The following is a 26,893-nucleotide window of genomic DNA, read 5'->3' on the forward strand; positions in this document are numbered from 1 at the left end:
AATCAACATTCACCCTATGCTAGGCAATTACCTGAAAATCGCGCAGCGGAACCTCGTTCGGCACAAAGCTTTTTCGTTTATCAATATTCTCGGGCTGACGATCGGGCTTACCTGCTGTTTCCTGATCATGGTTTTCGTGCGGCATGAAACCAGCTACGACACGTTCCATGCGAAGCACGACCGTATTTACAGGCTGAATTATATGCCCAAATTCGCGGGCTACTCCATTTACATTGGCCTCACACCCGCGGTAGCGTCGCCGTTACTGCCCGATTATTTCTCGGATATCGAAAAATCGGCCCGGGTGTACCGCAGTAACGCGACTATTGAAGTCAAAAATGCGCAAAGCCCGCGTCCGGTAAAATTCGACGAAGACCATTTCTTCTTCGCGGACTCGTCGCTGATCGATATTTTCTCTTTCCAGTTCATCGAAGGCGACCCGAAAACCGCATTGAAACAGGCTTACTCGCTCGTTATCACCGATGAAATCGCCCGTAAATACTTTGGTAACGCGCCTGCACTGGGCAAAACCGTAACTTATGAAGGTAAGCATCCGCTGACGGTTACCGGCGTCGTGAAAGCATTCCCGGACAATTCGCATATCCGCATCGACCTGCTATCGGACTACCAGACGATGTTTGCCACGGAAAGTGAACTCGTCCGGAGCAACCTGCCCCAAAACTGGGTGATCACGCATTCGGCGACGTACGTGCTCCTGCGGCCGGGCAAGACGGCGGAGGCGGTCAATGCGCGGCTACCGAAGTTCCTGGCCACCCATGCCGACCCGCAGATTGCGAAAGACATCGAATACCGCTTGCAGCCATTGACGGATATTCACCTCAATGCCGACGTGGAAAGCAATCCCGAACCGACCGGCAGCATGACGTACGTGTATGTCTTCCTGGGGATCGGTATCATGACGCTCCTGATCGCCTGCATTAATTTTATCAACCTCTCGACCGCGCGTTCATTGCAGCGCGCGCGTGAAGTAGGTATCCGCAAAACGCTGGGGAGTGAGAAGGGGCAAATTGTGTTGCAGTTCCTCGGCGAATCGCTTCTGCTGAGCGGTATTGCATTGGTTTTCGCGGTGATGCTCATCACTTTGCTGTTTCCGGTACTCAATGCGCTGACAAATAAGAACCTGACCTGGGAATATCTGCTGGCGAACCCGGCATTGCTCATCGTATTTGCGCTGGTGGCCATTGTGGCGGGGCTTATTTCAGGTAGTTATCCCGCGTTTTTCGTGGCGCGCTTTCAGCCGATTGCTACGCTGAAAGGCAGTTTTGTGAGTGGAAAAGCCAAAGGCGGGGCGGTACGGCAGGTTTTGCTGGGTTTTCAGTTTATCGCTTCCATTGTACTCATCATCGGCGCGATGGTTGCCTTCCGGCAGCTGCGCTTCCTCATGGAGCAACCGATGGGTTTCAATAAAGACTTCATTATCACTGCCGACATTCGTAACGATAAGATTACCAATGTATTCGCCGCCCGGAACGACAGCGCTTACCTGCGTTTGAAAACCTTCCGCGAGGCGCTCGCGCAGCATCCGGGCGTAGAGGCAGTCACATTCGCGACGCAGCGGATGGGCACGGGCGCCGTGCGCAGGAATGTGGTGCCCGAGGGTAAAACGCAGGAAGCGAACCTCTTTATCGGCACCATCGGCATCGATTTTAATTTTGTGAAAACATACGGGCTGCAACTCGCGGCCGGCCGGGAACTGTCGGAGCAATATTCGACGGATAAGTCGGCGGGATTTCTCATTAACGAAACCGGCGTGAAAATGCTGGGCTGGAAATCGAATGCGGAGGCGTTGAACAAAAACATTAACCTGGAAGGGAAGCAGGGGAGGATCGTCGGTATTCTGAAAGATTTCCACGGCCAATCGCTGCAAAACCCGATCGAAGGTATGGTGTTCCATATCGAGCAGCCGCTTTTTACGCAGGTGTCCATGAAGCTTTCGACCGCCGGTGTGGACAAAACGCTTGCATTCATTGGCCGGGAGTGGGACAAGTATTTTCCTGAAAAAGGCTTCGATTACCAGTTTCTAGACCAGAGCATTGCCGATGCTTACGCCGGCGAGCAGCGGCTTAGCAAGCTCATTACCTACTTCGCCGGGCTCGCCGTGCTTATTTCATGCCTCGGGCTTTACGGCCTCGTGTCGATCGTCACCCAGCAGCGTACCAAAGAAATAGGCATCCGCAAAGTGCTGGGCGCATCGGTGCGCAGCATTGTGCAGCTGCTATCCCGCGATTTTGTCGTGCTGGTGGGCATTTCGCTCGTGATAGCGAGCCCGCTCGCCTGGTATGCGATGGACAAATGGCTGGAAAACTTCGCATTCAAAACCAATATCGCCTGGTGGATATTCGGACTGGCAGGCATCGTGACGGTAGCCGTGACATTGCTTACGGTAAGTTTCCAGAGCATCAAAGCCGCGCTGACAAACCCTGTCAAATCCCTCAAAACAGACTAGTGCGTTACCATAAACCTTCTGTATGCATTGAATTTTAACAAGATAATCCCATGAGCCACATTGCCATTCCCATCCCACCGCTTCAAGGTAAGCAGGAGATCAAAGTCGAAGTTACGATCAATGGAATCAAGCAAAACCTATTCTATCGGGTCGAGCTGTTTTATTGGGAGGATTGTAGCAATCCGGTCGCACACCGCGCCGATTGCATCAGCGAAATGCTGGCGCACCACGATCCGGAATGGACAGTTTATTATATCGGCGCACCGAACGACGAATTCGTGCCCATCACATTTGTGAAAAAGGAAAGCCGGAACCTGCTGCGCGAAGCTATTGCCTGACAACAGCCGGGCGGCGATTTAATTCTTTTTTAATCTTTATCTGCAACATTGTTGCATTTGTGGTTTTTCTGAAACTACATTTGCATCATTGTTGCATGTAAAGATTTTTTTATGAAAAAGCATTTATTCAAAGTATTGTTCTCGGTGGCTTTCGGCGCGGTGCTCGTGGCCTGCGACGACGACAAGGAGAAAGAAGTGACGCCGGTAGAAGAAACCGAGTACAAATTCATCCGCGTGCTCGTGAATGACGAGGTTTCGAAGGAACTCTCGCTGGTAGACCCGGTGAAGCTGTCGGTAGAAAAATTCGAGGCGCAATATGCCAAATCGGCGTTGTACGGCACGCAGGGCGGCCGGTTCGGGGCCATTTTGAACGGCGCCAACAACTTTGTGCAGCTGTTCGATACGGGCTTCGAGGGCCACGGCGACCATGTGGATGTGAAAGGCACCCCGAAATTCGGCGCATTGACGGGCGACGGTAACAAGCCTACGCACTTCAAAAGCAAGGGCGACGAAATCATCACGTTTAACGACGGCGACGGAACGCTGAGCATTGCCAGGGAAGCCGATTTTCACACGGCAGGCAAGAAAATGACGCACATCAATGCGGGTAACGTTGCGCACCACGGCGCCATGACCAAGTTCGACAACGGCACCTATGCCATTACCGTCAAAGACGGCTCGGTGGCCGGCACACTGCCGGAGCGCGTGAAGATCATCGACGCGACGGGTAAAACCCTTTTTGCCTCCACCATTCAAACCAAGGGCATTCACGGTAACGCGACCAACGGCAGCATTTCGTTGTTCGGCTCGTCGAGCGGTATTCTGGCGGTGGAGCCCACGGGTACTCAGCAGCTCATCCCACACCCGGCCGATTTCGGCGACGCGTGGTTCGGGAGCATTCTGGAAGCCAAAGGTGCCGGTAAATTCCTGGGTTATACGGCTGCGAAAGGCGTGTACCTCATCGATGTGGCATCCAAAGCGGTGACGCCGGTGCTGGCCAGCACGGATATTATGCAGGCCAAAGTGGATTACGCCGGCAATAACCTGGCCGTACTGCTGCACAGCGGCGAGCTGCGGGTATACGATTTGAAAACCAATTCCCTTAAAATCAGCGGCTCGGTAACAGGTGCCACCGCCAAAGACGAAACCCAGAAGCCACAGCTTGAAGCGACGGCGCGGTACATTTATATTACGCAGCCTAAAACAGGCGAACTGCTCGTGGTGAATGCGGCTAATTTGTCCAAAATCAGCAAGGTAAAAGTTTCCGCGACGCCTTACCGGCTCAGCATCCTCGGATTTGAATCCAGCGAGGGGCATTAAAGCAAAACCCCGGCAAGCGTTCGGCTTGCCGGGGTTTTTCAGAACCAGAATTTTTCGGAGCCGTCAACCGGCTTCCATTTGCTTTTCGGTTCGAAATGGTCCCAGATAATGGCCGATACTTTTCGGATCAATGCATAGCCTTCGTTTTCTTTCTGCCAACGCTGGTCTTCCTGGTTTTTGGTAGCAATGCAAAACACATAGTCGCCGTGCGGCGCGTGTACCACCAATACTTCGGATTTAGCCTGGTTCACGGCCCCGCTTTTGGCGGCGATCTTCACATTCGAAGGCAGCTGCGAAATGGCCTCCCCATCCCAGAACTGCATCCCCAGATAACGGTACATCCGGTCGCTGGCGGCCGGGCTGATGGCCTTGCCGCTGCGGATCATCGCCACGAGTTCCGCCATTTCGCGCGGGCTGGTGACGCCCCAGCCATAACGCGCCTGGAATTCCTTCCGCCCCGGCGTGCGCGAGTTGACGCGTGTATTGGCAAATCCATTCTTTTCCAGCCATTGGTTGATGGTCGCGCCGCCGCCGGCCATCGCCTGTAACCACAAGCTGCCCGTGTTGTCGCTCTGGGAGATCATCAGATGTACCACTTTCGGCAGGGCGATCTTCGTACTGTCGCGGAACGAGCCAACGATGCCGTTGTCGTATTTCAATGAATCGCGGTAAACAAGTTCCTGGTCGAACTTTACTTCGCCTTGGTCAATCTTATCGAAGATCCCGCACATGATCGGTACCTTGACCATGCTGGCGGTCGGGTAGAGGCTGTCGGCATGGACGGCCGCCGTGCGGTTGGTTTTCAGGTTGCGTACGTAAACGCCTACCTGCCCGTGGAAGCCCGCGAGCGCGGTTTCCAGTTTGGCGGTCAGTTTCTTATCGGTGGTCGTGCTGCCGATCGCATTCGGTTGCGCGTGCAGTCGTAGTGCGAAGGCTACAAATAGTAAGGTAAAGGCGTACCTGATCATCGTGCGTTTAGGTTAAAATGCGGTTGTGTGATGGGCATTGAGCTATTTTGCTTTCCCGGCTTTCTCTTCACTGAAAAGCAGTTTGCCCCAATATTCGGGATAATGCATATTGATAATGCCTTGCGGCGACCATACCCAGTTGTATTCGGGTAAGATTTTGCCGGTTTCGCCGTCGCGCTTGCGGCTGTAACGGCCGTCTGCGCCCACCTCGTGCTGCCAGTTCACGCGCGAGAAGTTGATCCGCCATTCGGCTCCGCCTTTCGGGAACAGCGGTTTGACGTTTTCGGTAGATAGCGATTCAAACGGAATGGCGATTTCCAGCACCCAGCGCTTGTCCTTGTCTTGGGCATTGTTGACCGTTCCGTCGATGCTTACCGCGGATTTCAGGCCCTTAATGTCCCATTTCAGCTGTGCGCGGCCGCCTTTGCGGTAAGGTTTAGGTAAAAAAAGATCGAAGGTATTGTTGATCGCATTGATTTCCAGCTCGTAATAGTTGTCGGTATCGCCATCCGGGTCGATAAATACCTCGAAATCGTTTTCCAGATATACGATCTGGTCCTTTTTGTCCTGGTATGCCCAAATATGTTCCTCCTCGATCTGTGCCGCTATATATAGGTACTCATCGTCCCAGAGCATTTTCACGCGCGTATCCTGCAAGGGCAAAGGCTTTTTGTCACCTTCAATGTCAACAAATGAGGAGGTCCAGGCGGCTTTTTTCCATGCCTGTTCATTCATGCGCCCGTCTATCGAAATGGCTTTATCGGCACGGTAGCAAGTATAGCTTTTCGACTCGGCAGGGGTTTGTGCCAGGGTGTGCGAAATGGTGGCTCCGCCCAGTGCGGAGAACATGAATGCGGATCGCAGGAGGTTAAATCTGTTCTTTTTACTGACTAAATTAAAATTTTTCAAGATTGGTCAAGGGGAGTAGTGTAAAAGGGTCAAGATACGGCATTTTGCCTATTTTTTGAAGCCAAACGGGCATTTTGGCCCCGTAAACCAGCTTCTCCTTAACGAACTTTACCACTATTTCTTCGATGCTTCGAGCAGGTCGCCAGCCTTGTTTTCGCTGCTGAGCAATGATTCGAAAAGCTTCCACCTTTTGTCGGGATCGGCCGCGGTGCCGCCCTGCGATTCGATGTATTTCCGCACGATGTCCTGCCCGTAATTATAGTTGATCACGTAACTCCGGTATTTCCGGATAAACCGCAGGTAATCCGTCGCGCCTTTTTCGGGCAGCAGGCAATAGTCGGTCAGCCAGCGTTTGGCTTCCTGGTCGGTCATGCCCTTGTCGAGCAGGCCGCGGGCTACTTCGTTGCGGGCGTAGTTCAGCGCCGAGCGGATGGCGATCGCTTCGAAATAGGTGCTGCTGCCGGTAGTGTCCAGCCCGGCGAGCGGAATGAGCACTTTTTTGCAGAAATCTTCCTGCTCCCGGCCCGGGAAAGCGATCGAAATGCCGAAGTTGGCGCTCCCCTCGGCAATGAGCGACTGCGGACTGAACAGCGGGTAGAGCGAAATCTCCGCCCAGCCTTTGTCGCGGAACAGGTTCTTTTCCAGCAATGCATTATATACATGGTGGCCGGGGTAGCCCTCGTGGCAGGCCAGGTCGATGGCGCGCTCGATGTAAATCGGCTGGCTTACGTTGATCTGGATAATGCTTTTGTAGTTGCCTTTGTACCAGTTGTACCCCGACCACGGCTTGTCATGCACATATTCCAGCTTGAAATCTTCGCCTTGCGGGAGCGCGTAGTGCGCAAGCGTGCGTTTGCGCGCCTCCGCGATGGCCGTACGGAACACCGTGTCGATTTTCGCCGGAGGGATCAGGAAGCGGCTGGCCAATGCCTGGTACCTGGCCGGGATAGGGCCTTTGCCGGGCAGCAGCTGGTCGAGGCGGGCGATGAGTTCCTGGAAATGCTTTTCGTCATATACCGGGGCCACGGCGTCGAAGAGCTCTTTCGATTCCACGTCGAATGGTACGAATGTGCGGGAAAACACCTGGATGCGTCTTTCAAATGCGGTAAGCTGGGCCGCAAGCCATTCAGCGCGGTGGGCGAGGGTGTCGTTGGGCTCGTTTGCGGCGGTGGCCGCCAGGGCTGCTTTCAGGTCGGCGATCTTTTGCAGGAATGCTTCCTTCGGGAGCTGCGAACGATCGGTTTCGGCAGGACGCAGCGAGTCTGGCCCATAGTAGGCATCCACGAAATCGCCGTCGTACCGACCGATCGACAGGCCGAGGCTAATGTATTCACGGGCAATGCTGTCGAGTTTGGGAGTGGTTGCAGGCTTGTCGTGGGAGCCGCACGAAAGTGCCGTCAGGCCGATGGATAGCGCTATTAAGTATCTTTTTACCATAATTTCGGGCTCGAAATGGGGAATAATTGCAATCGAAGTTAGCTTAAAATCCAATTTTCCGTTTGATTGCCTTTGTAAAAATAACTCGTCCCATATTTGGTTTTGGCACCGTTGCTCACTCAAAATCGCCTTCTGATAGCTGGTTTTTCCATATTTTATACTGTTTAATATAAAGTAAAACCAAGTTTCTTTGGAGTATGTCCGCTATATATCCGAATGGTATGTAGCTAAAATGCTGTAATACAGTAATAAAATGATTGCATTTTATTCGTAGTCGATATAAACCTTGTAGAACCCGCGAATTTTTCGAAAAAAAATTTTGTCGAAATTCTTCAGTGAAAATTCATTGTTCGCCACAGATTCCCATAAGTTCGACAAACGCCACTAAATAGCCCAAAACGGCATTTTGTCCTGAAAATTGCACCGTTGGCTGTTTTTAGATGTAGAATTTTTACTTCCCGATCCGTCATCATCATGACTATGTATTCATTTTGGGGTGAACGATAATGCCGCTGGGGTGTATACGTGAAAATCCTGATTTACACCGATTTTAACAATTTTATACAATCGGCGGATGTAACCGGATGCTTTTCCGGGGGGCTCCGGGTGCTGTGTAGTATATTGAAAAAATACTATTACTAGTTTTAAAGTTGCGTGCAACCACTTTGAAGCCGTTTTTTGAATTATTTACCTTAAAAATGCTGTTTTTAAAGCAATTAATAACGTATAGTACTTAGAATTAATTCTATTTTTTGAATTAGAAATAATTTAAAAATTGCTATAAATATAGTTTATTGATATTTGTCATATAAAAAAAGTGCTATTTTTGGAGCATCTAATTTTTACCTTTGTAACGTACATTTTGTTGACAGGCCACAGCTGCTAATCAATTACAAATCAAATACGTTATGAAAAATTTTACTTTTCTATTTACCCTACTACTACTGAGCCTGGGCTTCGCCTTCCAGGCTAACGCAACCAACGATTGTGGTTGCGATGGAAACAAGCTCACCAACGCCAGCTTCGAGGATGGAACAGGCGGCTGGACCAAAGGAAGCAACACCACATTCGGAACGGACGACGGCTACAACATGTGCGGTAACAAAAACGGTCTGATCACCGGAGCGGGATCTATCTGGCAGGAATTTACCACCACAGCCGGAAGCACTGTTAACCTTAAGGTATACGGCGGTACGCACAACAACCAATTCGATCATCAGTTCAAACTGATTTTCTACAAATCAGACGGCACAAAAATCAGCGAAGTAAACGTTGATATGAATTTTCAGGTGGGTAGCGGAAGCTCTTTGCAGCTTTACACCAAGTCGGCGGTTGCACCTGCCAATACGGCAAAAGTTCGTTTCCAGGCTTATTCATCAGGCAACTACTTCAAAATTGACGGCGCTTGCCTTACCATCGCCCCTCCTGCACCGGTTGTTAACTGCGACTGCGTTAACAGCAACCAATATATCAAGAACGCGAGCTTTGAAAACGGTACCAACGACTGGTCTAAAACAGGTACTTTCGGTACAGACGATGCTTACAACATGTGCGGCAGCAAAAACGGTCTGATCACCGGCGCTGGCTCAATCTGGCAGGAATTCAACGTAGTACCAGGCGCGAAAGTGGATGTTACGGCTTACGGCGGTACACACAACACAGGTGCTACCCACCAGTTCAAGCTGACATTCTACGATGCAGGCGGCAACAAAATCAACTCGAACGAGGCCGTAGTCGACATGAACTACAAAGTGGTAGACAGCTATCTGAAACAATTCTCGATCTCTGCTACCGCTCCTGCAAACACTGCCAAAGTTCGCTTCACTGCCGTTTCTTCGGGCGACTATTTCAAAATCGATGCGATCTGTACGACTGTTACCAACCCTGTTCCCGTTGTGGATTGCGATTGCGTGAACAACAACCAGTACATCAAAAATGCCAGCTTCGAGAATGGTACCAACGACTGGGCCAGCTCTGGTAACTTCGGTGTAGATGCAGCCTACAAAATGTGCGGCAGCAAAAACGGTCTCATCACCGGCACCGGTTCGATCTGGCAGGATATTGCCCTCGTAGCAGGTACAAAAGTGGATATCACCGCTTATGGTGGTACGCACAACACCGGCGTGTCGCACCAGTTCAAGCTGACATTCTATGACGGCGCTGGCAACAAGATCAACACCAACGAGGCGGTAGTGGATATGAACTACAAAGTCGTTGACAGCTACCTGAAACAATTCGCAATCTCTGCCACAGCCCCTGCGGGTGCCGTTAAAGTTCGCTTCTCTGCCGTTTCTTCCGGCGACTATTTCAAAATCGACGCGATCTGTACGACCCTTACACCTCCTGCAAACTGTGTAGAATGTAGCGGTAACAAATTGCTGAACCCAAGCTTCGAAAATGGAACAACTTCATGGAGCGTTACAGGTTCACTGTCGACCGACCAAATCTACGCGGTCTGTGGTTCGAAAGGTGCTAAACTGAGCGGTGCAGGCAAATTCTGGCAGGATGTGGAACTGACCACCACCACCGGAAACCAGGTTGCATTGAAAATCTACGCTGCCGCCAGCGCATTGAACAGCCAGAAAATCCAGCTGGTATTCCTTAACGAAGGTCAGACCGAACTCGGCCAGCTCAGCACGGACGTAACGAAAGTACTTGGCAGCAACCCTTGGGGACTGGAATTGTATACAGTAGCAGGAACGGTTCCGGCAGGTACCAAGTATGTTCGCGTGCTGTTGTCTTCGAATGGCGGGGACTTCGTAGTGGACAATGGCTGTCTGACATTCTCAGGTCCTCCATTGCCAGTAACATTGTCGGCATTCTCTGCGAAGAAAGAAGGCTCTACCGCACAGTTGGCATGGGCTACCACAGCAGAAAGCAACTCGGCTTACTTCGAAGTACAACACAGCCAGGATGGTAAAAACTGGGCGGCCCTCGCACAGATCGAAGCCAAAGGTGAAAGCAAGGAACTCGAAACATACACTTATACGCACACCAATCCTTTCGCGGTGAACCTGTACCGTCTGAAAATGGTGGATCTGGATGAAACCTTCACTTTCAGCGCCATCAAGAGCCTGAATTTCGATGGCCAGGAGCAACTGAACGTGTATCCTAACCCGACTGTGGACCGCATTAAGGTAAGCAGCAACCAACTGGTAACGAACGTGAAAGTTTACAACCAGGCCGGCGCGCTCGTACTGAACGCCACACCGGATTCGGGTAACGAAGTGGATCTGACCAAACTGTCACAAGGCACTTACTTTGTGAAAGTGAACAACGGACCACTGATGCGCAAAATCCTCATCGTGCGGTAAGCAGCCGCCGGATCGGAAATCCGAAAAGCCCTTCGTCCACAGTTTACGGACGAAGGGCTTTTGTGTTAGGATTAGTTTTTAACTTTCGCGTATCAATGCGATTAACCGAAACAGCCTTGGCAACGACTATCGATCATCCGACGAGGAATTCAGACAACAAACCAGACTACGACAGTCCGCTTAACCGGGAGGCTTTCGGCGAAAACTTTAAATGGGGCGTTGCTACGGCCGCCTACCAGATCGAAGGCGCGGTGAATGAAGACGGGCGCACGGATTGTGTGTGGGATGTATTTGCAAGAAAAAAAGGCAAGATCCGCAATGGCGACCATGCCCGCCAAGCCTGCGATTTCTATCACCGCTATGAGACCGACCTGGAAATTGCCAAAGAGCTGGGCTTTGAACAGTTCCGGTTTTCGATCTCCTGGTCGCGGGTAATGCCGGACGGCCACGGGCTGGTCAACGAGGCAGGAATCGACTTTTACAACCGGGTGATCGACAAATGCCTGGCGCTGGGGATGGAGCCGTGGATTACACTGTATCACTGGGATTTGCCGCAGGCGCTGGAAAAATCGGGCGGCTGGAAAAACCGGCGCATTGTGGAATGGTTTGCCGATTATACGGCAGTATGCGCCCGCGCATTCGGCGACCGTGTAAAGCACTGGATCGTTCTGAACGAGCCGATGGCCGTGGCCGGGCTCGGGTACACCACCGGCGAGCACGCGCCGGGCCATACGGGGATTCACAACTTCCTGCCCGTGGTGCACCACCTGGCACTGAGCCAGGCCGAGGGCGGCCGTACGCTCAGGCGCCTGCTGCCCGACGCCCGCATAGGTAATGCGGTGTCGTGCTCATACGTATATCCCCACAGCCAGAGCGCCGCGGACGTACGCGCAGCGCGCCGGGCCGACGCGCTCATGAACCGCCTTTTCATCGAGCCCGCATTGGGGATGGGTTATCCCAAAGACGCATTTCCGTTTTTGTCCAATATCAAAAGGTTCATGCGCGAGGGCGACCGCGAGCGGCTGAAATTCGATTTCGATTTCTGGGGCCTGCAAAACTATTTCAGCGTGGTGGTGCAGCATTCGTACCTGGCGCCTGTGATGTGGCTCAAAGAAGTCCCGGCGACATTGCGCAATGTCCCCACGACCGGCCTCGGCTGGGAGGTGAACCCTGCCGGGATGTATGAAATATTGAAACAGTTCAGCCGGTACAAGGGCGTGCGGGAACTGCTGATCACGGAAAACGGTGCCGCATTCAAAGACAAACTGAAAGAAGGGCAGGTGGCGGATCCGGGCAGGCAAAGCTATTACCAGGATTACCTGGCGGCAGTGCTGAAAGCGAAGAACGAGGGCATTAATATTACCGGTTATTTCGCTTGGACGTTACTGGATAACTTTGAATGGGCGCACGGGTATTCGGCACGCTTTGGCCTGGTGTATGTGGATTTCCAAACACAGGGGCGTACCGTGAAAGAGTCGGGGAAATGGTTTGCGGGGTTTCTGAAAAATGCGGAATTGTAAAAAGGCTTCCAACTATTTCCAAAACGGTCGTGTCTGACAGTTAATTAAACCCCTTTAACCATGAAAATCCTGATTGTTTTATTTGGCCTTCTGGCCTGGATAAGCTGCCAAGACGAGGCGCCCGACATCAATGAGCAGGTATATGAAACGGACGCCACGTGGACGAACATGCTGGCCGCCGACGGCTGCTCCTGGCATTTCAGCATTACTTCGAAAGACAGCACAATTTCGCTCCTGCCCGACGAAGCTTCCAAGGCGAAAATCGATAAGGAGCTGGGCAAAAATGATACTTATTACAGCTTCACCAAAGTACGTCTGAAATACAGCCTCACGGGCGCAAAAAGCACCGTACAATGCGGCTGGGGCGCTACCAATACTTATGACGAAATCAAAGTCATCGATATCAAAAAACAGTAGGCATTACAAATGCAGGATGTTTTTCGCTTCCTGCTCTGAATAATAAGGACCCAATTCCGCTTCATCAATGATCTCCTGCACCTGCTCCTCTGTGGCAGGTGTAGTTTCTTTAGCGCGGTGGTCGGGCTGTTCTTCTTCGAATACGATCGTGCCCTTGCGTTGCAGGTTTTGCAGGATGTCCAGTACCAATGCTTCTTCTGACTCGCGGACGGCTTTTACACGGTAGGTTTTCATGATTCAATGCTGTTTAGAAAAACAATATTGCAAAAACTATACCGATGCCGTGCAACCTGCAAGCCTGGATTTACATCATTGCGGAAACAAATCGAGAATCCCATGAAAATGAAACAACTACTAGCTTTCGCCCTGTCGGCGCTGACATTCATGAGCGCCTGTGCACAAAGCGGTGACGACAAACCTTACGTAACCAAGAATTTCAACGGCTCATCCCTCAAAGAATTACAGGTAGAAACTTCCGGCGGCTCCATCTCGGTGGAGGGCGGCAAATCCGACGGTTTCAAAGTAGAAATGTACGTCCGCAGCAATGGCTGGAACAACAATAAGGAACTTTCGAAAGAAGAAATCGAAGACCGCCTGGAAGATTACGATATCCTGATCGGCACGGAAGGCAGCAAAGTCGTGGCGACGGCCAAACGCAAAAATAACCAGCAATGGAACGATAAACGCAACATTTCCATCGCATTCAAAGTGACCGCGCCGCGCAATGTGGCTACCAACCTGAAAACCAGCGGCGGCAGCATCAGAATCGCTTCGCTGACGGGCGTCCAGAACTTCACTACCAGCGGCGGCAGCCTGAAAATCGACGACCTGGACGGAATGATCAACGGCCGCACTTCCGGTGGAAGCATCGACGTGGCGCATTGCAGCAAGGACATTAACCTCCATACCAGTGGAGGCAGCATCAAAGCGGTTGAACTGAAAGGTAAAATAGAGCTGAAAACCTCCGGCGGCAGCATTGAGCTCAACCAGCTGAATGGCGATGTAGTGGCGCATACCAGCGGCGGAAGCATCCGCGGCGAGGGCGTGGACGGCACGCTGGACGCGGGTACGTCGGGCGGTTCGGTACGCCTTGCGAATGTATCGGGCAGCGTGCGTGCGAGCACCAGCGCGGGAAGTATCGAACTGGAACTGAAATCGCTCGGCAAATATGTGGATCTTTCTACCTCGGCCGGCACGGTACGCGTAACCATGCCGTTGGATAAAGGCGTCGACCTGAACCTGAAAGGCAACCGCGTTTCGATCCCGCTCAAGAATTTCGACGGTTCCGCTGAAAAAGACCGCGTACAAGGCAAAATGAACGGAGGCGGCATTCCGGTGACGTTATCGGCCAGTGCCGGCAGCGTTTATGTAAACCAGTAATCGCATTTTATTTTGCTCCGGTGAGCAGGCGGGTCGACCGCCTGCTCATTGTTGTTTTATAACCTGTTACCAAAATGCATTTGTTACGTCAAAAGGGAAAAACTTTTCCCGGTTATGTATCAGAAAATTTTAAATGGTTTACAGGACTTCTTCGGCATTTCCCGAAAAGAAGCGCGCGGCGCATTGGTGATGATGGTGTTTTGCCTGCTTGTGATCGCATCGCCATTCGCATTCCGGCGCTGGATATTACCGCTCGTACCGCCCGGCACCCCGCCACCCGAAAGAAAGGTGCTCGACAGCATTGCCGCGTTGCTGGAACAGCAGCAGGCAATGCAATACCAGCAACGCCGGTCACCGCGCACGCCATCCAGCCGACAGGTGCCCCCGCAGCAGGTTAAACTCGTCGATTTTGATCCGAATACCGCCTCGGAGGCCATGCTGGCCGGCGTAGGTATTCCGCCGTTTCTGGCTGCGCGCATTGCCAGGTTCAGGAGTAAGGGCGGGCAGTTCCGGCGGAGGGAGGATTTGAAGAAAATCTACGACTTCCCCGCGGACTTGTACGCGCGCCTGGAAGCGCATATCATCATTCCGAATGCTTCCGGCTATGCAAACGTTGCGGTAGCGAATGCTCGTAAGCCTCCCGCATTCAATACGCCCGGCCAGGACGCCCGGCGTGTATTTGATATTAACCAATGCGATACGACGGCGCTCATCCGCCTGAAAGGCATCGGCAGCAAACTCGCGGAGCGTATTCTGAAGTTCCGCGACGGCCTCGGCGGTTTCCATTCCGCAGACCAGTTTGCCGAAGTTTACGGGCTGGATTCACTGGCATTAGCGGAATTGCGACGGTATGCGAAAGTGGGCAGTGGGGTGAAAAAAATCGATATCAATGCGGCAACGGCCGCGGAGCTTTCCAGGCATCCCTATTTGAGAAACAGGAAACAAATGCAGGTGCTGCTCAACTACCGGGATGCTCACGGGCCTTTCCGTTCGCTGGAAGAGTTGCGGAATGTGAAGGTGCTGGATGAGGCGACGATACAAAAAATAGGGCCATACCTGTCTTTCTGACGGTGTGGCCCTTCGGAGGAGAAATTGTCTGGAAAATGCCGCCGGCCAAACCGCAGTTGGGCACCGGCAACGTGCTTGTCCTAGAAGTTGGGTTTCAGCAGGTATTTCGAATAGAACATATCGATCACCTTCACGGCCTCGTCGGGCGTGTCGACGATGCTGATCAGTTTGAGGTCTTCCGGGTTGATATTGTGCTCGGTAAGCATGGTGCCTTTGATCCAGTCTAGCAGGCCCGACCAGTAGGCGGTGCCGACGAGTACGATCGGGAAGCGGCCGATTTTTTTGGTCTGGATCAGCGTCATCGCTTCGAAAAGCTCGTCGAGCGTGCCAAATCCGCCGGGCATGACGATGAATCCCTGCGAGTATTTGACAAACATCACTTTCCGCACGAAGAAGAAATCGAAATTGATGCTCTTGTCGTGGTCGATGTAAATGTTGCTATGCTGTTCGAACGGCAGCTTGATGTTCAAGCCGACGGACTTACCGCCCTGCTCGAATGCGCCTTTGTTACCGGCTTCCATAATACCCGGGCCGCCGCCGGTGATCACCCCGTAACCGTGGCGTACGAGCTTGGCGGCAATGTCTTCGGCGGTTTTATAATACGGATTGTCGGGTAGCGTCCGGGCGGAACCGAAGATCGATACGCACGGGCCGATTTTGGCCAGCTTGTCAAAGCCCTCCACAAATTCGGCCATTACCTTGAACACGACCCACGAGTCGGCACTTTTGATTTCGTTCCAGTTGCGGTCTTCAAACGCTTCTTTGATCCTTTTCTCATCTTCGGGAACCGCGGGGTTGAGGAGAGAAACGTCAACTAATTCTCCATTTTTGGGTTTTACTTCTTCACTCATATTAGGAATTCATTGAGTTGTTGATAAGGATAATGGTAACTTTGCACCATTATCACCAATATTAAAACTTTTCACCCTGTCCGCTGTCGTTTACAGAGAACGGTGGGCTGTAATTAACAAAAAAGTAATGAGAAAAATTGCTATCGGCTCCGATCACGCGGGTTTCCCCTACAAGCAACCGGTTATCGACTGGCTTACCACCAACGGTTTCGAAGTGAAGGACTTCGGTACTTACAGTGCTGATTCGGCGGATTATGCGGATTTCGCGCATCCCGTAGCGAGCGGCGTGGAAAGCGGAGAGTTCGAGAAAGGCGTATTGCTGTGCGGCAGCGGGCAGGGCGTGTGCATTACCGCCAACAAGCATCAGGGCGTGCGTGCGGCGCTCGTATGGGATACGCCGCTGGCACCATTGGCCCGCCAGCATAACGACGCGAATGTGATCTGTTTCCCCGTGCGGTTTATCGAGCTGGAAACGGCACTGGCTGGCCTGGAAGCATTTTTGAGCACCGAATTCGAAGGCGGCCGTCACCAGACGCGCGTGGATAAGATTTCCTGCTAATACGCCTTCTGGTAAATACCTTTCCAGGGACTCTGGATATACTGCTTTTTCAATGCCGGAACCCTGTTCAGGAGTTTCGGCATGATATTCACCTTGTCGATCACGTATTCAGGCGGGTCTTTGCGGAAGTTGTTATAGACGTGGATCACGCTGTCGAAATTGTCGAGGTTCTGCACATCGTAGCTGGCCAGCTCCCAGTTGAGGTAGGGGGTGGCCGTGAAATTATTGATATACTCCCCTGAATTTTGCCCCAGCACGAGAATGCGCTTGTTCTGGATCTGGTCCGGCAGGTTGGCCGGTTTGGCACGCAGGTTTTCGAGCTTACCCATCGAAACGCCGGGCAATACGCCCCGCAGTCCCTGGTACTGGATCAGGACAATCATCGCACCCATGAGTGTGAACTGGAGCTCGTCGGCCCAGCTGTTTTTCTTGAAACTCTGGAAATAGTGCGTGGCGAAGAATGCGGCCGGGGGGACGAATATCACAAACTGCATCGGCGCGAGGAACTGCATAAGCGGGATCGTGAATACCGCCGCGATGAACCAAAGCGCCATTACCTGCTGAATGCGCGTCTGATAGTTGACGAACCGCAGCGTGGTAAAGATCCGCATGAACCCCATCACCCCGAAACCCAACGGCAGCAGGAGCGAGGCTAACAGGGAGGAAAAGTCGTTGAGGTTATATTGTTTTACCTGGAATACGGAGGTCAGCAGGTTGCGGTTGAGACTTTCCATTCCATTGTTGAGGTAAAAGAAAAGCACGACCATCATCAGCGGGAATATAGACCCGAAAAGCGTGAGTAAGTGGTGCCGGAAGGTGGAACCCGTGTAAAAAAGCAACGCCAGGAACGCCCAGATCATGAACAACGACGCCGGCAGATAAAACAGCGTGGCAATGCCAATATACATCCCCAGCTCGAACACCTGCGTAGTCACTTCCCGCCGGACGAGCATTTTGACGATCGATCCGAATGCGAACAAGAGGAAGGTATTCGCGATGAGCATGGGCGATAATGTGCCCATATCGAAGGAAATATTGAGAAACAGCGCGTACAATGCCCCCGGCAGGTAGGTGCGCTCCGGGAAAACGTCGCGGGAGTGGATTACGTAATTGAAATACAAAATCTGGATCAGCGAAACGCCCATGGCGGCCAGCTGGTACACCCATTGCGCCCGGCCGAAGAGGCTGTCGATGAGCCAGTAGGTGAGGCCCGAGAACGGGCTCACATTATCCCACACATCGCGGTAGAGCATGAACCCCCGGCCCATTTGCTCGCCTACCAGCATCCAGCTCAGCTCGGGTATCAGCAGCGGTGCGCCGCCCAGGAAAAAAGGCAGGCGCAGCAGCAGGAAGAATACAACCAGGCTGATGGTTTGGTACCGTGCATTGACGCGAAAAAAACTAAGCAAGCGGCAGGTGGATTAGGTATCTGACGGGAAATAAGTTTCACGAAATTACAATGCCGGGTTCTACAAAAACAAAATAAGTACGGATATTTGTACTTATTGAAAAGGAGAGAGGGAACGACGTTCATCATATGGAATCGAAAAGACAACAAAAAGTAGGCAGACAGATACAGAAAGACCTGGGCGAGATTTTCCAGAAGGACGCGCAGCATTTGACCAGCGGCTCATTCGTGACGATCACCGCCGTGCGCGTAACGCCCGACCTGAGCATTGCCAGGGCGTATCTGAGTTTTTTGCCCGATAAGAACAAAACCATGCTGCTGGAAACGATCCGGGAAAATACCCGTTTTATCCGCCAGAAGCTCGCCGAGCGCGTCCGTCACCAGCTGCGGATCGTGCCGCACCTGCAATTTTATATCGACGATACTGCCGAATACGCGGCCAAAATGGACCTGCTTTTCTCAGACCTGGTCATTCCGCCTGCACAGCCGGACGACGAGGACGACACGCACTGATATCAAGTTGAGCCATCATGGATATTTCCTACCGGATTGCCATTCGCTACTTTTTTTCACGTAACAAAAGGAGTTTCATCAGTCTGATCGCACGCATCGCCATGGCGGGTGTGGCGGTCGGGACGATGGCTATGGTGGTGGTGTTGTCCGTGTTCAATGGCATGGAGGACCTCAACCGGAAGATATTCAAGACGTTCGATTCCGACGTGCGCATTGTGCCGGCCGAAGGTAAGCGCTTCAAAATCACGCCTTCGATGCTGAATGAACTGAAATCGGTCCAGGGCGTGCAGCTGGTGACGCAGGTGATCGAGGACAATGCATTGGCCCGGTACGGCAATCAGCAGACGATTATCCGCCTCAAAGGCGTGGACAGCACATTTGCACAGCAAAAGCAGCTCGACACCGCGATGGTGGAAGGATCCAGGCGCCTCACCGGCGATAATGGAACGTCTTACGCGCTCATTGCGGAAGGAATACGGAATGCATTGTCGATCACGCTCGAAGATATTTTCACGCCGATCGAGCTGCTATACCCGCGCACGAGTTCCAAAACGCTCAACCTTACTTCGCCGGAAGCATTCAATCAGGTGAATCTGCGGCCGGGCGGCATTTTCTTTATCGAAAACCGCTACGACGACTACATTATCGCCCCATTGAAGCAGGTCGAAGGCCTGATGGGCTACAATGGCGAGCGGTCGGCATTGGAGGTGTATACCAAACCCGGCTATGCCGAAAAGGACATCGCCGAGGCGCTGAGTGCGAAGCTGGGCAAGGGATTCGTCGTAAAAGACCGCGATTCGCTGAATGCGGACCTGTTACGGGCAATAAAAATGGAAAAGCTTTTTGTGGCAGTGACCCTTTCGCTGATTATTTTAGTGGCTGCAATCAATATCTTTTTCTCGCTCAGCATGTTAGCGATCGAGAAGAAGAACGATGTATCGATGTTGTACGCGATGGGTGCCACGGAATCGCTCATCCGGAAGATCTTTATGGCCGAAGGGGCGATCGTGGCATTGTCGGGGGCCGTTGTGGGGCTGCTGGGCGGGATCGGGATTTGCTGGCTGCAAATGCGGTATGGCCTCGTTTCGATGGGAATGGCCACCTCGCTGGTGGATGCTTACCCGGTGAAATTAATTTGGGAAGACATACTCTACACGGGCGTTGTTGTCGTTATGATTACTATGGTTGTTTCTTACATTCCGGCCAGGCGCGCCGCGGAGTCGGGAATGCTGCTGCGCGTGTAGATAGCCCGAAGGCACCAGATAATCGTTTATTAAATCATTTACATTGACTTACTTCCTAGCAATCAATCAGAAAGCGGATATGACCGGTGATAATCAAAGACCTTTTTTGAACCGATTGATCTTTACAATTCTTGGCTTACTTTTCCTCGCATGGAGCACTCCGGTGACAGCCGGCACGGTTGCTGACACACTTTACAGAAGAAATCCCGGTACCGTTACGCCTAAGGGCCCTTACCGGCCTGAAAAGCCCAAAAAACACGACATTCTCTACACACGCCTCGACGTGCAGCCCGACTGGGTGAAGCAGCAGCTTCCCGCTTCGGCCATATTGAAGTTCAAACCGCATTTTTATCCCCAGAATACCCTCGAACTCGATGCCAGGGGTTTCGAAATCAAAGGCATCTCGCTGCTCGATACGACCGGGGAGTATGGTGACCTTAGTAGTGAGGAGATTACTTCAAAAGTTAAAAAGAAGCTGGAATTTACCTACGACAAGCGCAGGCTGACCGTCAAACTAGGCCAGGAATACACCCGGAAAGACACGCTTTTTATCAAAATCGACTACATCGCTAAGCCGAACGATGTGCCGCGCGGAAAGGAGGACGACAGCGCTTCGGACAAAGGCCTTTACTTTATTAACGCGGATGGTCTGGATGAGGGCAAGCCCCGCCAGCTCTGGACGCAAGGCGAAACCGAGGGCAGCTCTTGCTGGTTCCCGACGATCGACGCGCCTAACCAGAAATTTACGCAGGACATTTACATTACCGTCGACAGTACCTATAAAACGCTTTCCAACGGCTTGCTCGTGAACCAGCAGGAGGGTAGAAAAGGCACCCGCACCGACCATTGGAAGCAAACATTGCCGCACGCGCCTTACCTGGCGATGATGGCCGTGGGCGACTTCGTGGTAGCGAAGGATATGATGCCTAACGGTCTCGAACTGAGCTATTACGTAGAGCCGAAATACGGCGCCGACGCCCACGCGATCTTCGGCCGCACGCCGGAAATGATGGGTTTCTTCACGAATATTTTCGGGGTGGAATATCCCTGGGAAAAATACGCGCAAATAGCGGTGCGCGACTTCGTAGCCGGAGCGATGGAAAACACGACGGCTACGGTGCACGAGGAGGGCGTACAAAACGATGCCCGATCGCTGGTGGACGGTAATTCCGACGCGGTGATCGCCCACGAACTGGCGCACCATTGGTTCGGTGATTATGTAACCTGTGAAGAATGGGGGCAATTGCCTTTGAATGAGTCGTTTGCCAACTACTCGGAATATCTGTGGAGCGAGTATAACGATGGCCGTTACGAGGCCGACTGGGGTAATTTGCAGGAAATGAAAGAGTATCTTGCCGAGTCGGAGACGAAGCAGGTGCCGATGATCCGTTATTTTTACAAAGACCGCGAGAATATGTTCGATAGCCATTCGTACGCGAAGGGCGGACGCATATTGCATATGCTGCGTACGCTTGTGGGCGACGATGCATTCTTCGCGGCATTGCAGGGTTACCTCAGATCGCACGCGTTCGGTACGGCGGAGATCGACGACCTGCGCGTGGCATTCGAAAAGGTGACCGGCCAGGATTTGAACTGGTTTTTCGATCAGTGGTTTCACCGTCCCGGTCATCCGGTGCTGAAAATAGACCAGCAGTTCGTGGCCGCGCAGAGCAAGGTGATTCTGAAAGTAAAACAATCGCAGGATACCGTGGCTACGACGGTGTACCGCCTGCCGGTGAAAGTGGACGTGTGGGTATCCGGTAAAAAGAACCGCTACGATGTGGTGGTGGACAAAGTGAACCAAACGCTCGAATTCCCTGCTGCGAAAAAGCCCGATCTCGTCGTATTCGATTCGGATGCGCAGCTATTGGGCGTGATCGAGCATGATAAAAACAGGCCGGAAATGGAGTTCCAATACCTGCATTCCGATCGGTTTTTACACAAATACGAAGCATTATCGTCGCTGGAAGGCGCATTGGCCGATACCACCGCACGGAAAATCCTCGTGAAAGCGATGGACGATCCGTTCTGGAAACTTCGCCAGATGGCGATCAGCAACTTTTCGGAATATGCCGGGGAAGGTTTTGCCGACATTGAAAAAGTAATCCAGAGCCGTGCGCAGCAGGACCCGCACCCGCAGGTACGCTCGGAGGCGATCATCACCCTGGCCTCATTCGGAGACAACAACAGCGATCCGATCTTCAAGGCCGCGTTGACTGACAGTTCGTACCTGGTGGCCTCTGTTGCCATTGAAAAATACCTCATGAGTCAGCCGAACGACGCGGCGGAGGTGGCTGCACAGTTCGAAAATTCGCGGAACGATGCCATTATCACCTCGGTAGGTAACTATTACGCCGGACTGGCCCAGCCCGACCGCTACGACTGGTTCCTGACCAAAATGAAGGCCATGAAGCCGACGGAAAAATATAACTTCCTGCAAGTTTTTGGTAAATACCTTATCAAATCGAAGCAGGACGTGCAGCGTAAAAGCATTCCGATACTCGAAGGTCTCGCGCGGGACAATCCTTCCTATTTCGTGCGTTTCGGTGCATTCCAGGCATTGGGCTTGCTCACGGATATACAGGGCGTGTCCGCATTACGCAAGGATATCCGCGCAAAGGAAACCGAGCCGAAGCTGAAAGAGATGTATAGCCAGTTTGGGGATTTATAGTGGATGACCATTATTACAAACAAGACAGGCCCGGATATCGTCCGGGCCTGTCTTGTTTATGGAGAACTTTTACTGCGGATCGAGGTAGTAATCGAGGTTTTCGCGGGTGATGATATCCAGCGGCAGGAACTTGATGGCCGGGATTTCCTTCTTGAAAATCAAATGATTTGCGAGCTGGTGAATGCCCCAGTAACCTTGCCCGAGCGGGTTCTGGTTGATCAGGAAATCGATAATGCCTTTATTGAGGTAATGCTGGTTGTGCTCGATCAGGTCATAACCTACGAGTTTGATGTCCTTCAATGCATTCTTTTCCAGGTATGCGGCCACTTCGAATGCTTTGGAATTGGTGACGTACACCGCGCCGAGGTCGGGGTGCTGCGCCCGGATTTCGTCCAGCTGCTTGTCGGGGCCTTCCTCGTCCGGGAAGTTGATTTCCCGGCTGATCACATTGAATGTCCCATCCAGCTTTTCCCCTTTGAAATAATTCCGGAAACCGTCCTCCTTGGTAATCAAATGCGCCGAGTTGGAAATGTCCTCGTTCACGTGCGCTACGAGTACCGTGCCCGGCGAATGCAGGCCGAAACGCAGGATTTTGGCCGCCAGCGAGCCGCTCCGGTACGAATCCTGCCCGATGTAGCACAACGGCGCCACGTGCTCGATCTGCGTGTTGAAAAGCACATAAGGAATGCCCATGTCGGCCCATTCCTTGAAAAACGGTAATGCTTCCTTGTAAAAAATCGGGGCAATGAGCAGGCCGTCGGGATGCTCGCGGATGACTTCTTTTGCCTTGGCGATGAACGACGATTCCGAATGCGAGTTAAATATGAACTTGCTGATGTGCACGCCGTATTGCCGGAGCTCTTTTTCCGCCTTTTCCAAACCCGCATGCGGGGCTTCCCAGTACGAGTCGAGGTTAGGGTCGGGGATGAGGGCGGCGAGGTTGAATGCGCGTTGCGATTTCAGCGACTGGGCAATGAGATTGGGCTCGTAGTTGAGCTCTTTGATGATGGCCAGGATGCGCTCCCGAACGTCATCGGCGACCCTGCCCCTGTTATGCAAAACGCGATCGACTGTGCCTTTGGAGGTTTGCGCCTTTTCCGCTATATCTTTGATTCTGACAATTTTCTTTTTCACACTCGACTATAATTCAGGAATTTTTCAGTATCGATCAACAAATCTAACAAGTATTTACGAGTATGGGCCAAATAGTGGGTTTCTAGTGAAAGGCTACTATGTGATACAAAATTTTTCAAATTTTTTTTATAATAAATTTGAGATTCTGCGGCTGGCCCATTAGTTTTACCTCACTAAAAAACACTATTGGTTCCTAATGACGTGTACGAGCCCGGTGTGTGTTTTCGATTGCGTGCTCGAACACTTTTTTAAATTTTGTTAGGAAAATCCGATTTGACAAGTAATTTTGTAAATAAGATAAGAAAGAAAATTTTATTCTTTAATATTCCTAACACTTAACCTTTTCAGGAATTCATTCGTTGAAATTCCTCTAATCCTAAACCTTAATGAAGCGTACGGCCCTGTCTGTACGCTTCTTTGTTTTTACTCCTGCCTGAATTCCACTACCACATCTTCGCTATCGACGTATGAGGAGCACGTCAATATCCAGCCGGCGGCAAGGTCGCGATCAGTGAGGACCTCGTTCACACTCATATGTACGTGCCCGTGTGTACACACGGCCGCGCACGAGGAGCAGCGCCCGCCCTTGCAGCTGTAAGGCAGCTGAATGCCCTCAGCCAATGCAGCGTCCAGCACGGTCGAATGCGCCGGTACCAGCAGGTCGTAAATGGCCCCGCGGAAGTGGAGCGCGATGCGGTGCGGGTAGGAGACGGGCGGTGGGGGCGGCGGCGAAGTAATCACAAAGTTTTCCTTCCGTATCTGCGCGCTGCGGAAGCCCATGAAATGCAGGGTGATTTCCGTAGAACGCATCAGGTCGAACGGCCCGCAGATGAAAAACCGGGCGTCCTGCGGATTGTAGACGATGGATTGGTTCACCAACTGTTCCAGCCGGGTGTTGTTGATGCGGCCGCGGATGCCGTTCCAGTCGTCGGTGGGCTGGCTGTGAATATGGATTACGCGCAGGCGTTCTGGGAAACGCTCCTGCCATTGCGTAATGTGTTGCCAAAAAAGCGTATTTCGGATGTTCCGGCTGGCGTAAATGAGGGTTACCCGGCTTTCGTTTTCCTGGGTTAGTGTTTGTTTCAAAAGGGAGAACAGCGGGGTAATGCCGCTTCCGGCGCCGATCAGCACGATGTCGCGCGGGCCCGTGTCTTCTTTTTCCAATGTAAACCGGCCCGATGGTGCGAGTACGCGGAACGTTTGCCCCGGTTGCACGGTATCGATCCAGAACCTTGAAATTTCGCCGTTCGGCACTCTTTTGACCGTGATGGCGGGGTATTCGTCCACGCCGGGCGCCGAGCTCATCGAATAGGACCGGCGCACTTCGTGGCCATGGATTTCAATGAGGAACGTCAGGAATTGGCCAGCCTTGTAGGGCAATGCGCTGCCATCGGCGGTTTCGAAAATGAATGTTTTCGCGTCGTCCGTTTCGCGGACGATTTCCCGGAGCTTCAATGCGATCGTATGGTCTGCCATGGTGCCTGGTTCGAGGTCTGTCATAGTAAAGTGCCGGCTGGCTGCTGCTGGTTCCAAAGTGCCTCATATTCCGCCAGGAGCGCCCAGCAATGCGCCTCGCAAGTCCAATGCATATGCACCAGCGGATTGACCGACAATTTGTACAGCACCGGGTTTTCATAAGCCGTGAGCAGCCCTGCTATAAAGAAGTAAAAGCCTTTAAAATCCTTTTCCGAATACGTTTCCACGGGAATGCGTTGCGTGGCCCTGCCAAAACGCATAAGCGAAGTCGCGAGCAAAACGCGGTCCATGCCGCTGCGGGTAGTTTGCAGCAGATTTTCCATATCGTCGAGCAGCTGTGGTTTTACGGACCTTAATGCAGGCGGATCGAATGCGGCGATGAGACGCGCCGCGTGGTACATGATCAGCGGTGTGCGCGGATACTGGTGCGCACAACGAAAAGGCGCGGTAATGTACCGCCGCGTGTCGATGACCGAGCGGATGTATTCGAGGCTGGCGTCGTCATGTTCGTTGAGCGGCAGGTTATAATGCAAAATGCAGTACAGCATATTGCAAAGTACGCTGATGTCGAACTCGACGTACATATGCTTGCCAAACCAGGTGGAGTAGGCCCGCAGGGGCTGGTATTCCGGATAGGTATTCCTGATCCAGCGCTTCGTACCGTTCGCGTGCAGGGTTAGTTTTTCTTTTAACCATACCAATTCCTCCCGCGTGGGATCGGTGGTGAGGTAGGCAAATGCCGTGTCGTCGATATCGTCGGGAATGCGGAAATGCTCGAAGCGGCGGAACCAGCGGCCGTTCGGGAAATGGCGCGAGGGTTTTGTTTTCCAGAAATTGTAGGTCTTTAAGCCGTCCTTGTTTTGAAAATCGGGGTAGTTGGCCGTCACCAGCCCGCGGATCGCGTCGATCTGCTTTTGGCTGGCTGTATTGCAGTACTTACGGATGGATTGCAGCGTGAATGCGGTGATGGCCGAGAAGAACATCGTCGTGTCCGGCCGCCGGTAGCCGATCATCGTGTTCGACCGCTGCGCAGGGAAAATGCCTTTAGGGAATAATGCATTACCCTTCGATTGTAATGCCTCAATGCGGTCTATGAATGTTTCCAGCGCTGGCTTCATGCGCCGAAACTAACAAAACACATTAAAAAAAGAAACCCTGCCGGATTTCCGACAGGGTTTCGATGAATATCTTTTTACATTAAACGCCTTCTGCGACTACTTCTTTCACATCGGGTACCATGCGGGTAAGCAGGTTTTCGATACCGGCTTTCAATGTCAGGGTCGATGACGGACAGCCGCTGCAAGATCCCTGCAAAAGCACCTTCACCGTTCCCGAACCTTCATCGAAAGAATGGAAATTGATCGCACCGCCATCCGATTCAACGGCCGGGCGTACATATTGGTCCAATGCTGCTTTGATCTTCTGAACTGTGTCCGAATCACGGGAATCGACGATTACCGTATTCTTTTCGATTGTTTTTTGTTCGAATACCGGGTGGTTTTCTTCAAAATAGATTTTGATAAACTGCTTCGTATCGCGCAGAACCTCTTCCCAGGCCACCACATCGTCTTTGGTAATGGTGATGAAGTTGCTCGCGATAAACACGCGCTTCACATGCGGGAACTGGAACAGGTCCGCGGCGAGCGGGGAAGCAGTACCTTCTTCCAGCGCTGATTGCAGCGAAGGGTAGTCGAATGAAAGGCCGTCGGGCACCAGCTCGAAATTCAGTACGAATTTCATCGAGTTAGGGTTGGGGCTCAGTTCGGTATATACAAAAATGGGTCGTGACAGCATTGGGATGGTCGATATGGATAAGGTAAAACAACTTTCCGGTTTAGAGAACACGGAATGCGGGCATTTGGTTTGGCAGCGGGCGCTTTCACCAATAAAAAACCCGTC

Annotated in this window: 22 protein-coding genes; 12 read left to right on the forward strand and 10 right to left on the reverse strand. The window is 52.2% G+C overall.

Features of this window, described 5'->3' with window-relative positions; genetic code table 11:
- The first annotated feature begins 16 nt into the window (after window positions 1-16).
- From H144_RS0111750 to H144_RS0111760, 3 genes are all read left to right on the forward strand, one after another.
- Window positions 17-2,467 carry an ABC transporter permease gene (locus H144_RS0111750; protein WP_019942262.1) on the forward strand — a complete coding sequence of 817 codons (2,451 nt, stop codon included), beginning with the start codon at window positions 17-19 and terminating at the stop codon, window positions 2,465-2,467.
- A gap of 50 nt (window positions 2,468-2,517) precedes the next feature.
- Window positions 2,518-2,805: a hypothetical protein gene (locus H144_RS0111755; RefSeq protein ID WP_019942263.1), complete on the forward strand. Its 288-nt coding sequence runs from the start codon at window positions 2,518-2,520 to the stop codon at window positions 2,803-2,805.
- A gap of 111 nt (window positions 2,806-2,916) precedes the next feature.
- The gene (locus tag H144_RS0111760; RefSeq protein WP_019942264.1) at window positions 2,917-4,125 is read left to right on the forward strand and encodes a hypothetical protein; all 1,209 of its coding nucleotides are present in this window, start codon (window positions 2,917-2,919) and stop codon (window positions 4,123-4,125) included.
- A gap of 38 nt (window positions 4,126-4,163) precedes the next feature.
- On the opposite strand, the gene H144_RS0111765 is transcribed toward H144_RS0111760, so the two are convergent.
- The 3 genes from H144_RS0111765 to H144_RS0111775 all read right to left on the reverse strand — a co-directional run bounded on the left by H144_RS0111765 (window position 4,164) and on the right by H144_RS0111775 (window position 7,439).
- On the reverse strand, window positions 4,164-5,093 hold the full coding sequence (locus tag H144_RS0111765; protein ID WP_019942265.1) for a serine hydrolase: 930 nt from the start codon (window positions 5,091-5,093) through the stop codon (window positions 4,164-4,166).
- Window positions 5,094-5,135: 42 nt separating this feature from the next.
- Window positions 5,136-5,942 carry a carbohydrate-binding family 9-like protein gene (locus H144_RS0111770; protein ID WP_229207887.1) on the reverse strand — a complete coding sequence of 269 codons (807 nt, stop codon included), beginning with the start codon at window positions 5,940-5,942 and terminating at the stop codon, window positions 5,136-5,138.
- A gap of 174 nt (window positions 5,943-6,116) precedes the next feature.
- Window positions 6,117-7,439, reverse strand: coding sequence for a hypothetical protein (locus H144_RS0111775; protein WP_033402597.1), 1,323 nt, complete (start codon window positions 7,437-7,439; stop codon window positions 6,117-6,119).
- Window positions 7,440-8,347: 908 nt separating this feature from the next.
- On the opposite strand from H144_RS0111775, the gene H144_RS33250 reads away from it, so the two are divergent.
- The 3 genes from H144_RS33250 to H144_RS0111800 all read left to right on the forward strand — a co-directional run bounded on the left by H144_RS33250 (window position 8,348) and on the right by H144_RS0111800 (window position 12,690).
- Window positions 8,348-10,753: a T9SS type A sorting domain-containing protein gene (locus H144_RS33250; RefSeq protein ID WP_019942270.1), complete on the forward strand. Its 2,406-nt coding sequence runs from the start codon at window positions 8,348-8,350 to the stop codon at window positions 10,751-10,753.
- 95 nt (window positions 10,754-10,848) lie between these two features.
- Window positions 10,849-12,273, forward strand: a complete 1,425-nt coding sequence (locus H144_RS0111795; RefSeq protein WP_019942271.1) for a GH1 family beta-glucosidase — start codon at window positions 10,849-10,851, stop codon at window positions 12,271-12,273.
- A 60-nt stretch (window positions 12,274-12,333) separates the two neighbouring features.
- On the forward strand, window positions 12,334-12,690 hold the full coding sequence (locus H144_RS0111800) for a hypothetical protein (protein WP_019942272.1): 357 nt from the start codon (window positions 12,334-12,336) through the stop codon (window positions 12,688-12,690).
- Between the two features lie 3 nt (window positions 12,691-12,693).
- Here H144_RS0111800 and H144_RS0111805 read toward each other — a convergent pair whose 3' ends face one another.
- Window positions 12,694-12,924: a hypothetical protein gene (locus tag H144_RS0111805; RefSeq protein WP_019942273.1), complete on the reverse strand. Its 231-nt coding sequence runs from the start codon at window positions 12,922-12,924 to the stop codon at window positions 12,694-12,696.
- 102 nt (window positions 12,925-13,026) lie between these two features.
- Between H144_RS0111805 and H144_RS0111810 the strand changes: the two genes are divergently transcribed.
- Both H144_RS0111810 and H144_RS0111815 read left to right on the forward strand, forming a co-directional pair.
- Window positions 13,027-14,070, forward strand: a complete 1,044-nt coding sequence (locus H144_RS0111810) for a DUF4097 family beta strand repeat-containing protein (RefSeq protein WP_019942274.1) — start codon at window positions 13,027-13,029, stop codon at window positions 14,068-14,070.
- Window positions 14,071-14,184: 114 nt separating this feature from the next.
- On the forward strand, window positions 14,185-15,138 hold the full coding sequence (locus H144_RS0111815; protein WP_019942275.1) for a ComEA family DNA-binding protein: 954 nt from the start codon (window positions 14,185-14,187) through the stop codon (window positions 15,136-15,138).
- Window positions 15,139-15,218: 80 nt separating this feature from the next.
- Here the strand turns inward: H144_RS0111815 and H144_RS0111820 are convergent, their stop codons facing one another.
- A complete protein-coding gene (locus H144_RS0111820; RefSeq protein WP_019942276.1) occupies window positions 15,219-15,989 on the reverse strand; it encodes an LOG family protein in 771 nt (256 codons plus the stop codon).
- 127 nt (window positions 15,990-16,116) lie between these two features.
- Between H144_RS0111820 and rpiB the strand changes: the two genes are divergently transcribed.
- Complete coding sequence (gene rpiB / locus H144_RS0111825; RefSeq protein ID WP_019942277.1) at window positions 16,117-16,548, forward strand: ribose 5-phosphate isomerase B; 432 nt, start codon at window positions 16,117-16,119, stop codon at window positions 16,546-16,548.
- Here the strand turns inward: rpiB and H144_RS0111830 are convergent.
- Window positions 16,545-17,957, reverse strand: coding sequence for a hypothetical protein (locus H144_RS0111830; RefSeq protein WP_019942278.1), 1,413 nt, complete (start codon window positions 17,955-17,957; stop codon window positions 16,545-16,547). The genes rpiB and H144_RS0111830 overlap by 4 nt on opposite strands.
- A 128-nt stretch (window positions 17,958-18,085) precedes the next feature.
- Here H144_RS0111830 and rbfA point away from each other — a divergent pair, with 128 nt between their 5' ends.
- The 3 genes from rbfA to H144_RS0111845 all read left to right on the forward strand — a co-directional run bounded on the left by rbfA (window position 18,086) and on the right by H144_RS0111845 (window position 22,384).
- Window positions 18,086-18,469 carry a 30S ribosome-binding factor RbfA gene (rbfA, locus tag H144_RS0111835; protein WP_019942279.1) on the forward strand — a complete coding sequence of 128 codons (384 nt, stop codon included), beginning with the start codon at window positions 18,086-18,088 and terminating at the stop codon, window positions 18,467-18,469.
- 17 nt (window positions 18,470-18,486) lie between these two features.
- Entirely contained in the window at window positions 18,487-19,713 is a 1,227-nt protein-coding gene (locus H144_RS0111840) for an FtsX-like permease family protein (RefSeq protein ID WP_019942280.1), read from the forward strand.
- A 106-nt stretch (window positions 19,714-19,819) separates the two neighbouring features.
- Entirely contained in the window at window positions 19,820-22,384 is a 2,565-nt protein-coding gene (locus H144_RS0111845; RefSeq protein WP_229207889.1) for a M1 family aminopeptidase, read from the forward strand.
- A 69-nt stretch (window positions 22,385-22,453) separates the two neighbouring features.
- Here H144_RS0111845 and H144_RS0111850 read toward each other — a convergent pair whose 3' ends face one another.
- The 4 genes from H144_RS0111850 to H144_RS0111865 form a co-directional block, all read right to left on the reverse strand.
- On the reverse strand, window positions 22,454-23,518 hold the full coding sequence (locus tag H144_RS0111850) for a LacI family DNA-binding transcriptional regulator (RefSeq protein ID WP_019942282.1): 1,065 nt from the start codon (window positions 23,516-23,518) through the stop codon (window positions 22,454-22,456).
- 423 nt (window positions 23,519-23,941) lie between these two features.
- A complete protein-coding gene (locus H144_RS0111855; RefSeq protein WP_019942283.1) occupies window positions 23,942-25,018 on the reverse strand; it encodes a ferredoxin--NADP reductase in 1,077 nt (358 codons plus the stop codon).
- On the reverse strand, window positions 25,015-26,112 hold the full coding sequence (locus tag H144_RS0111860; RefSeq protein ID WP_019942284.1) for a hypothetical protein: 1,098 nt from the start codon (window positions 26,110-26,112) through the stop codon (window positions 25,015-25,017). The genes H144_RS0111855 and H144_RS0111860 overlap by 4 nt, the downstream gene beginning before the upstream one ends.
- Before the next feature lie 79 nt (window positions 26,113-26,191).
- On the reverse strand, window positions 26,192-26,788 hold the full coding sequence (locus H144_RS0111865; protein WP_026350625.1) for a NifU family protein: 597 nt from the start codon (window positions 26,786-26,788) through the stop codon (window positions 26,192-26,194).
- Between the last annotated feature and the right edge of the window lie 105 nt (window positions 26,789-26,893).

The organism is Dyadobacter beijingensis DSM 21582 (assembly GCF_000382205.1).
Lineage (GTDB): Bacteria > Bacteroidota > Bacteroidia > Cytophagales > Spirosomataceae > Dyadobacter > Dyadobacter beijingensis.

Coding starts and splice junctions, on each gene's coding strand:
- H144_RS0111750 (WP_019942262.1), top strand. CDS start 17: ATGCTAGGCAATTACCTGAAAATCGCGCAGCGGAACCTCGTTCGGCAC.
- H144_RS0111755 (WP_019942263.1), top strand. CDS start 2,518: ATGAGCCACATTGCCATTCCCATCCCACCGCTTCAAGGTAAGCAGGAG.
- H144_RS0111760 (WP_019942264.1), top strand. CDS start 2,917: ATGAAAAAGCATTTATTCAAAGTATTGTTCTCGGTGGCTTTCGGCGCG.
- H144_RS0111765 (WP_019942265.1), bottom strand. CDS start 5,093: ATGATCAGGTACGCCTTTACCTTACTATTTGTAGCCTTCGCACTACGA.
- H144_RS0111770 (WP_229207887.1), bottom strand. CDS start 5,942: ATGTTCTCCGCACTGGGCGGAGCCACCATTTCGCACACCCTGGCACAA.
- H144_RS0111775 (WP_033402597.1), bottom strand. CDS start 7,439: ATGGTAAAAAGATACTTAATAGCGCTATCCATCGGCCTGACGGCACTT.
- H144_RS33250 (WP_019942270.1), top strand. CDS start 8,348: ATGAAAAATTTTACTTTTCTATTTACCCTACTACTACTGAGCCTGGGC.
- H144_RS0111795 (WP_019942271.1), top strand. CDS start 10,849: ATGCGATTAACCGAAACAGCCTTGGCAACGACTATCGATCATCCGACG.
- H144_RS0111800 (WP_019942272.1), top strand. CDS start 12,334: ATGAAAATCCTGATTGTTTTATTTGGCCTTCTGGCCTGGATAAGCTGC.
- H144_RS0111805 (WP_019942273.1), bottom strand. CDS start 12,924: ATGAAAACCTACCGTGTAAAAGCCGTCCGCGAGTCAGAAGAAGCATTG.
- H144_RS0111810 (WP_019942274.1), top strand. CDS start 13,027: ATGAAAATGAAACAACTACTAGCTTTCGCCCTGTCGGCGCTGACATTC.
- H144_RS0111815 (WP_019942275.1), top strand. CDS start 14,185: ATGTATCAGAAAATTTTAAATGGTTTACAGGACTTCTTCGGCATTTCC.
- H144_RS0111820 (WP_019942276.1), bottom strand. CDS start 15,989: ATGAGTGAAGAAGTAAAACCCAAAAATGGAGAATTAGTTGACGTTTCT.
- rpiB (WP_019942277.1), top strand. CDS start 16,117: ATGAGAAAAATTGCTATCGGCTCCGATCACGCGGGTTTCCCCTACAAG.
- rbfA (WP_019942279.1), top strand. CDS start 18,086: ATGGAATCGAAAAGACAACAAAAAGTAGGCAGACAGATACAGAAAGAC.
- H144_RS0111840 (WP_019942280.1), top strand. CDS start 18,487: ATGGATATTTCCTACCGGATTGCCATTCGCTACTTTTTTTCACGTAAC.
- H144_RS0111855 (WP_019942283.1), bottom strand. CDS start 25,018: ATGACAGACCTCGAACCAGGCACCATGGCAGACCATACGATCGCATTG.
- H144_RS0111860 (WP_019942284.1), bottom strand. CDS start 26,112: ATGAAGCCAGCGCTGGAAACATTCATAGACCGCATTGAGGCATTACAA.
- H144_RS0111865 (WP_026350625.1), bottom strand. CDS start 26,788: ATGCTGTCACGACCCATTTTTGTATATACCGAACTGAGCCCCAACCCT.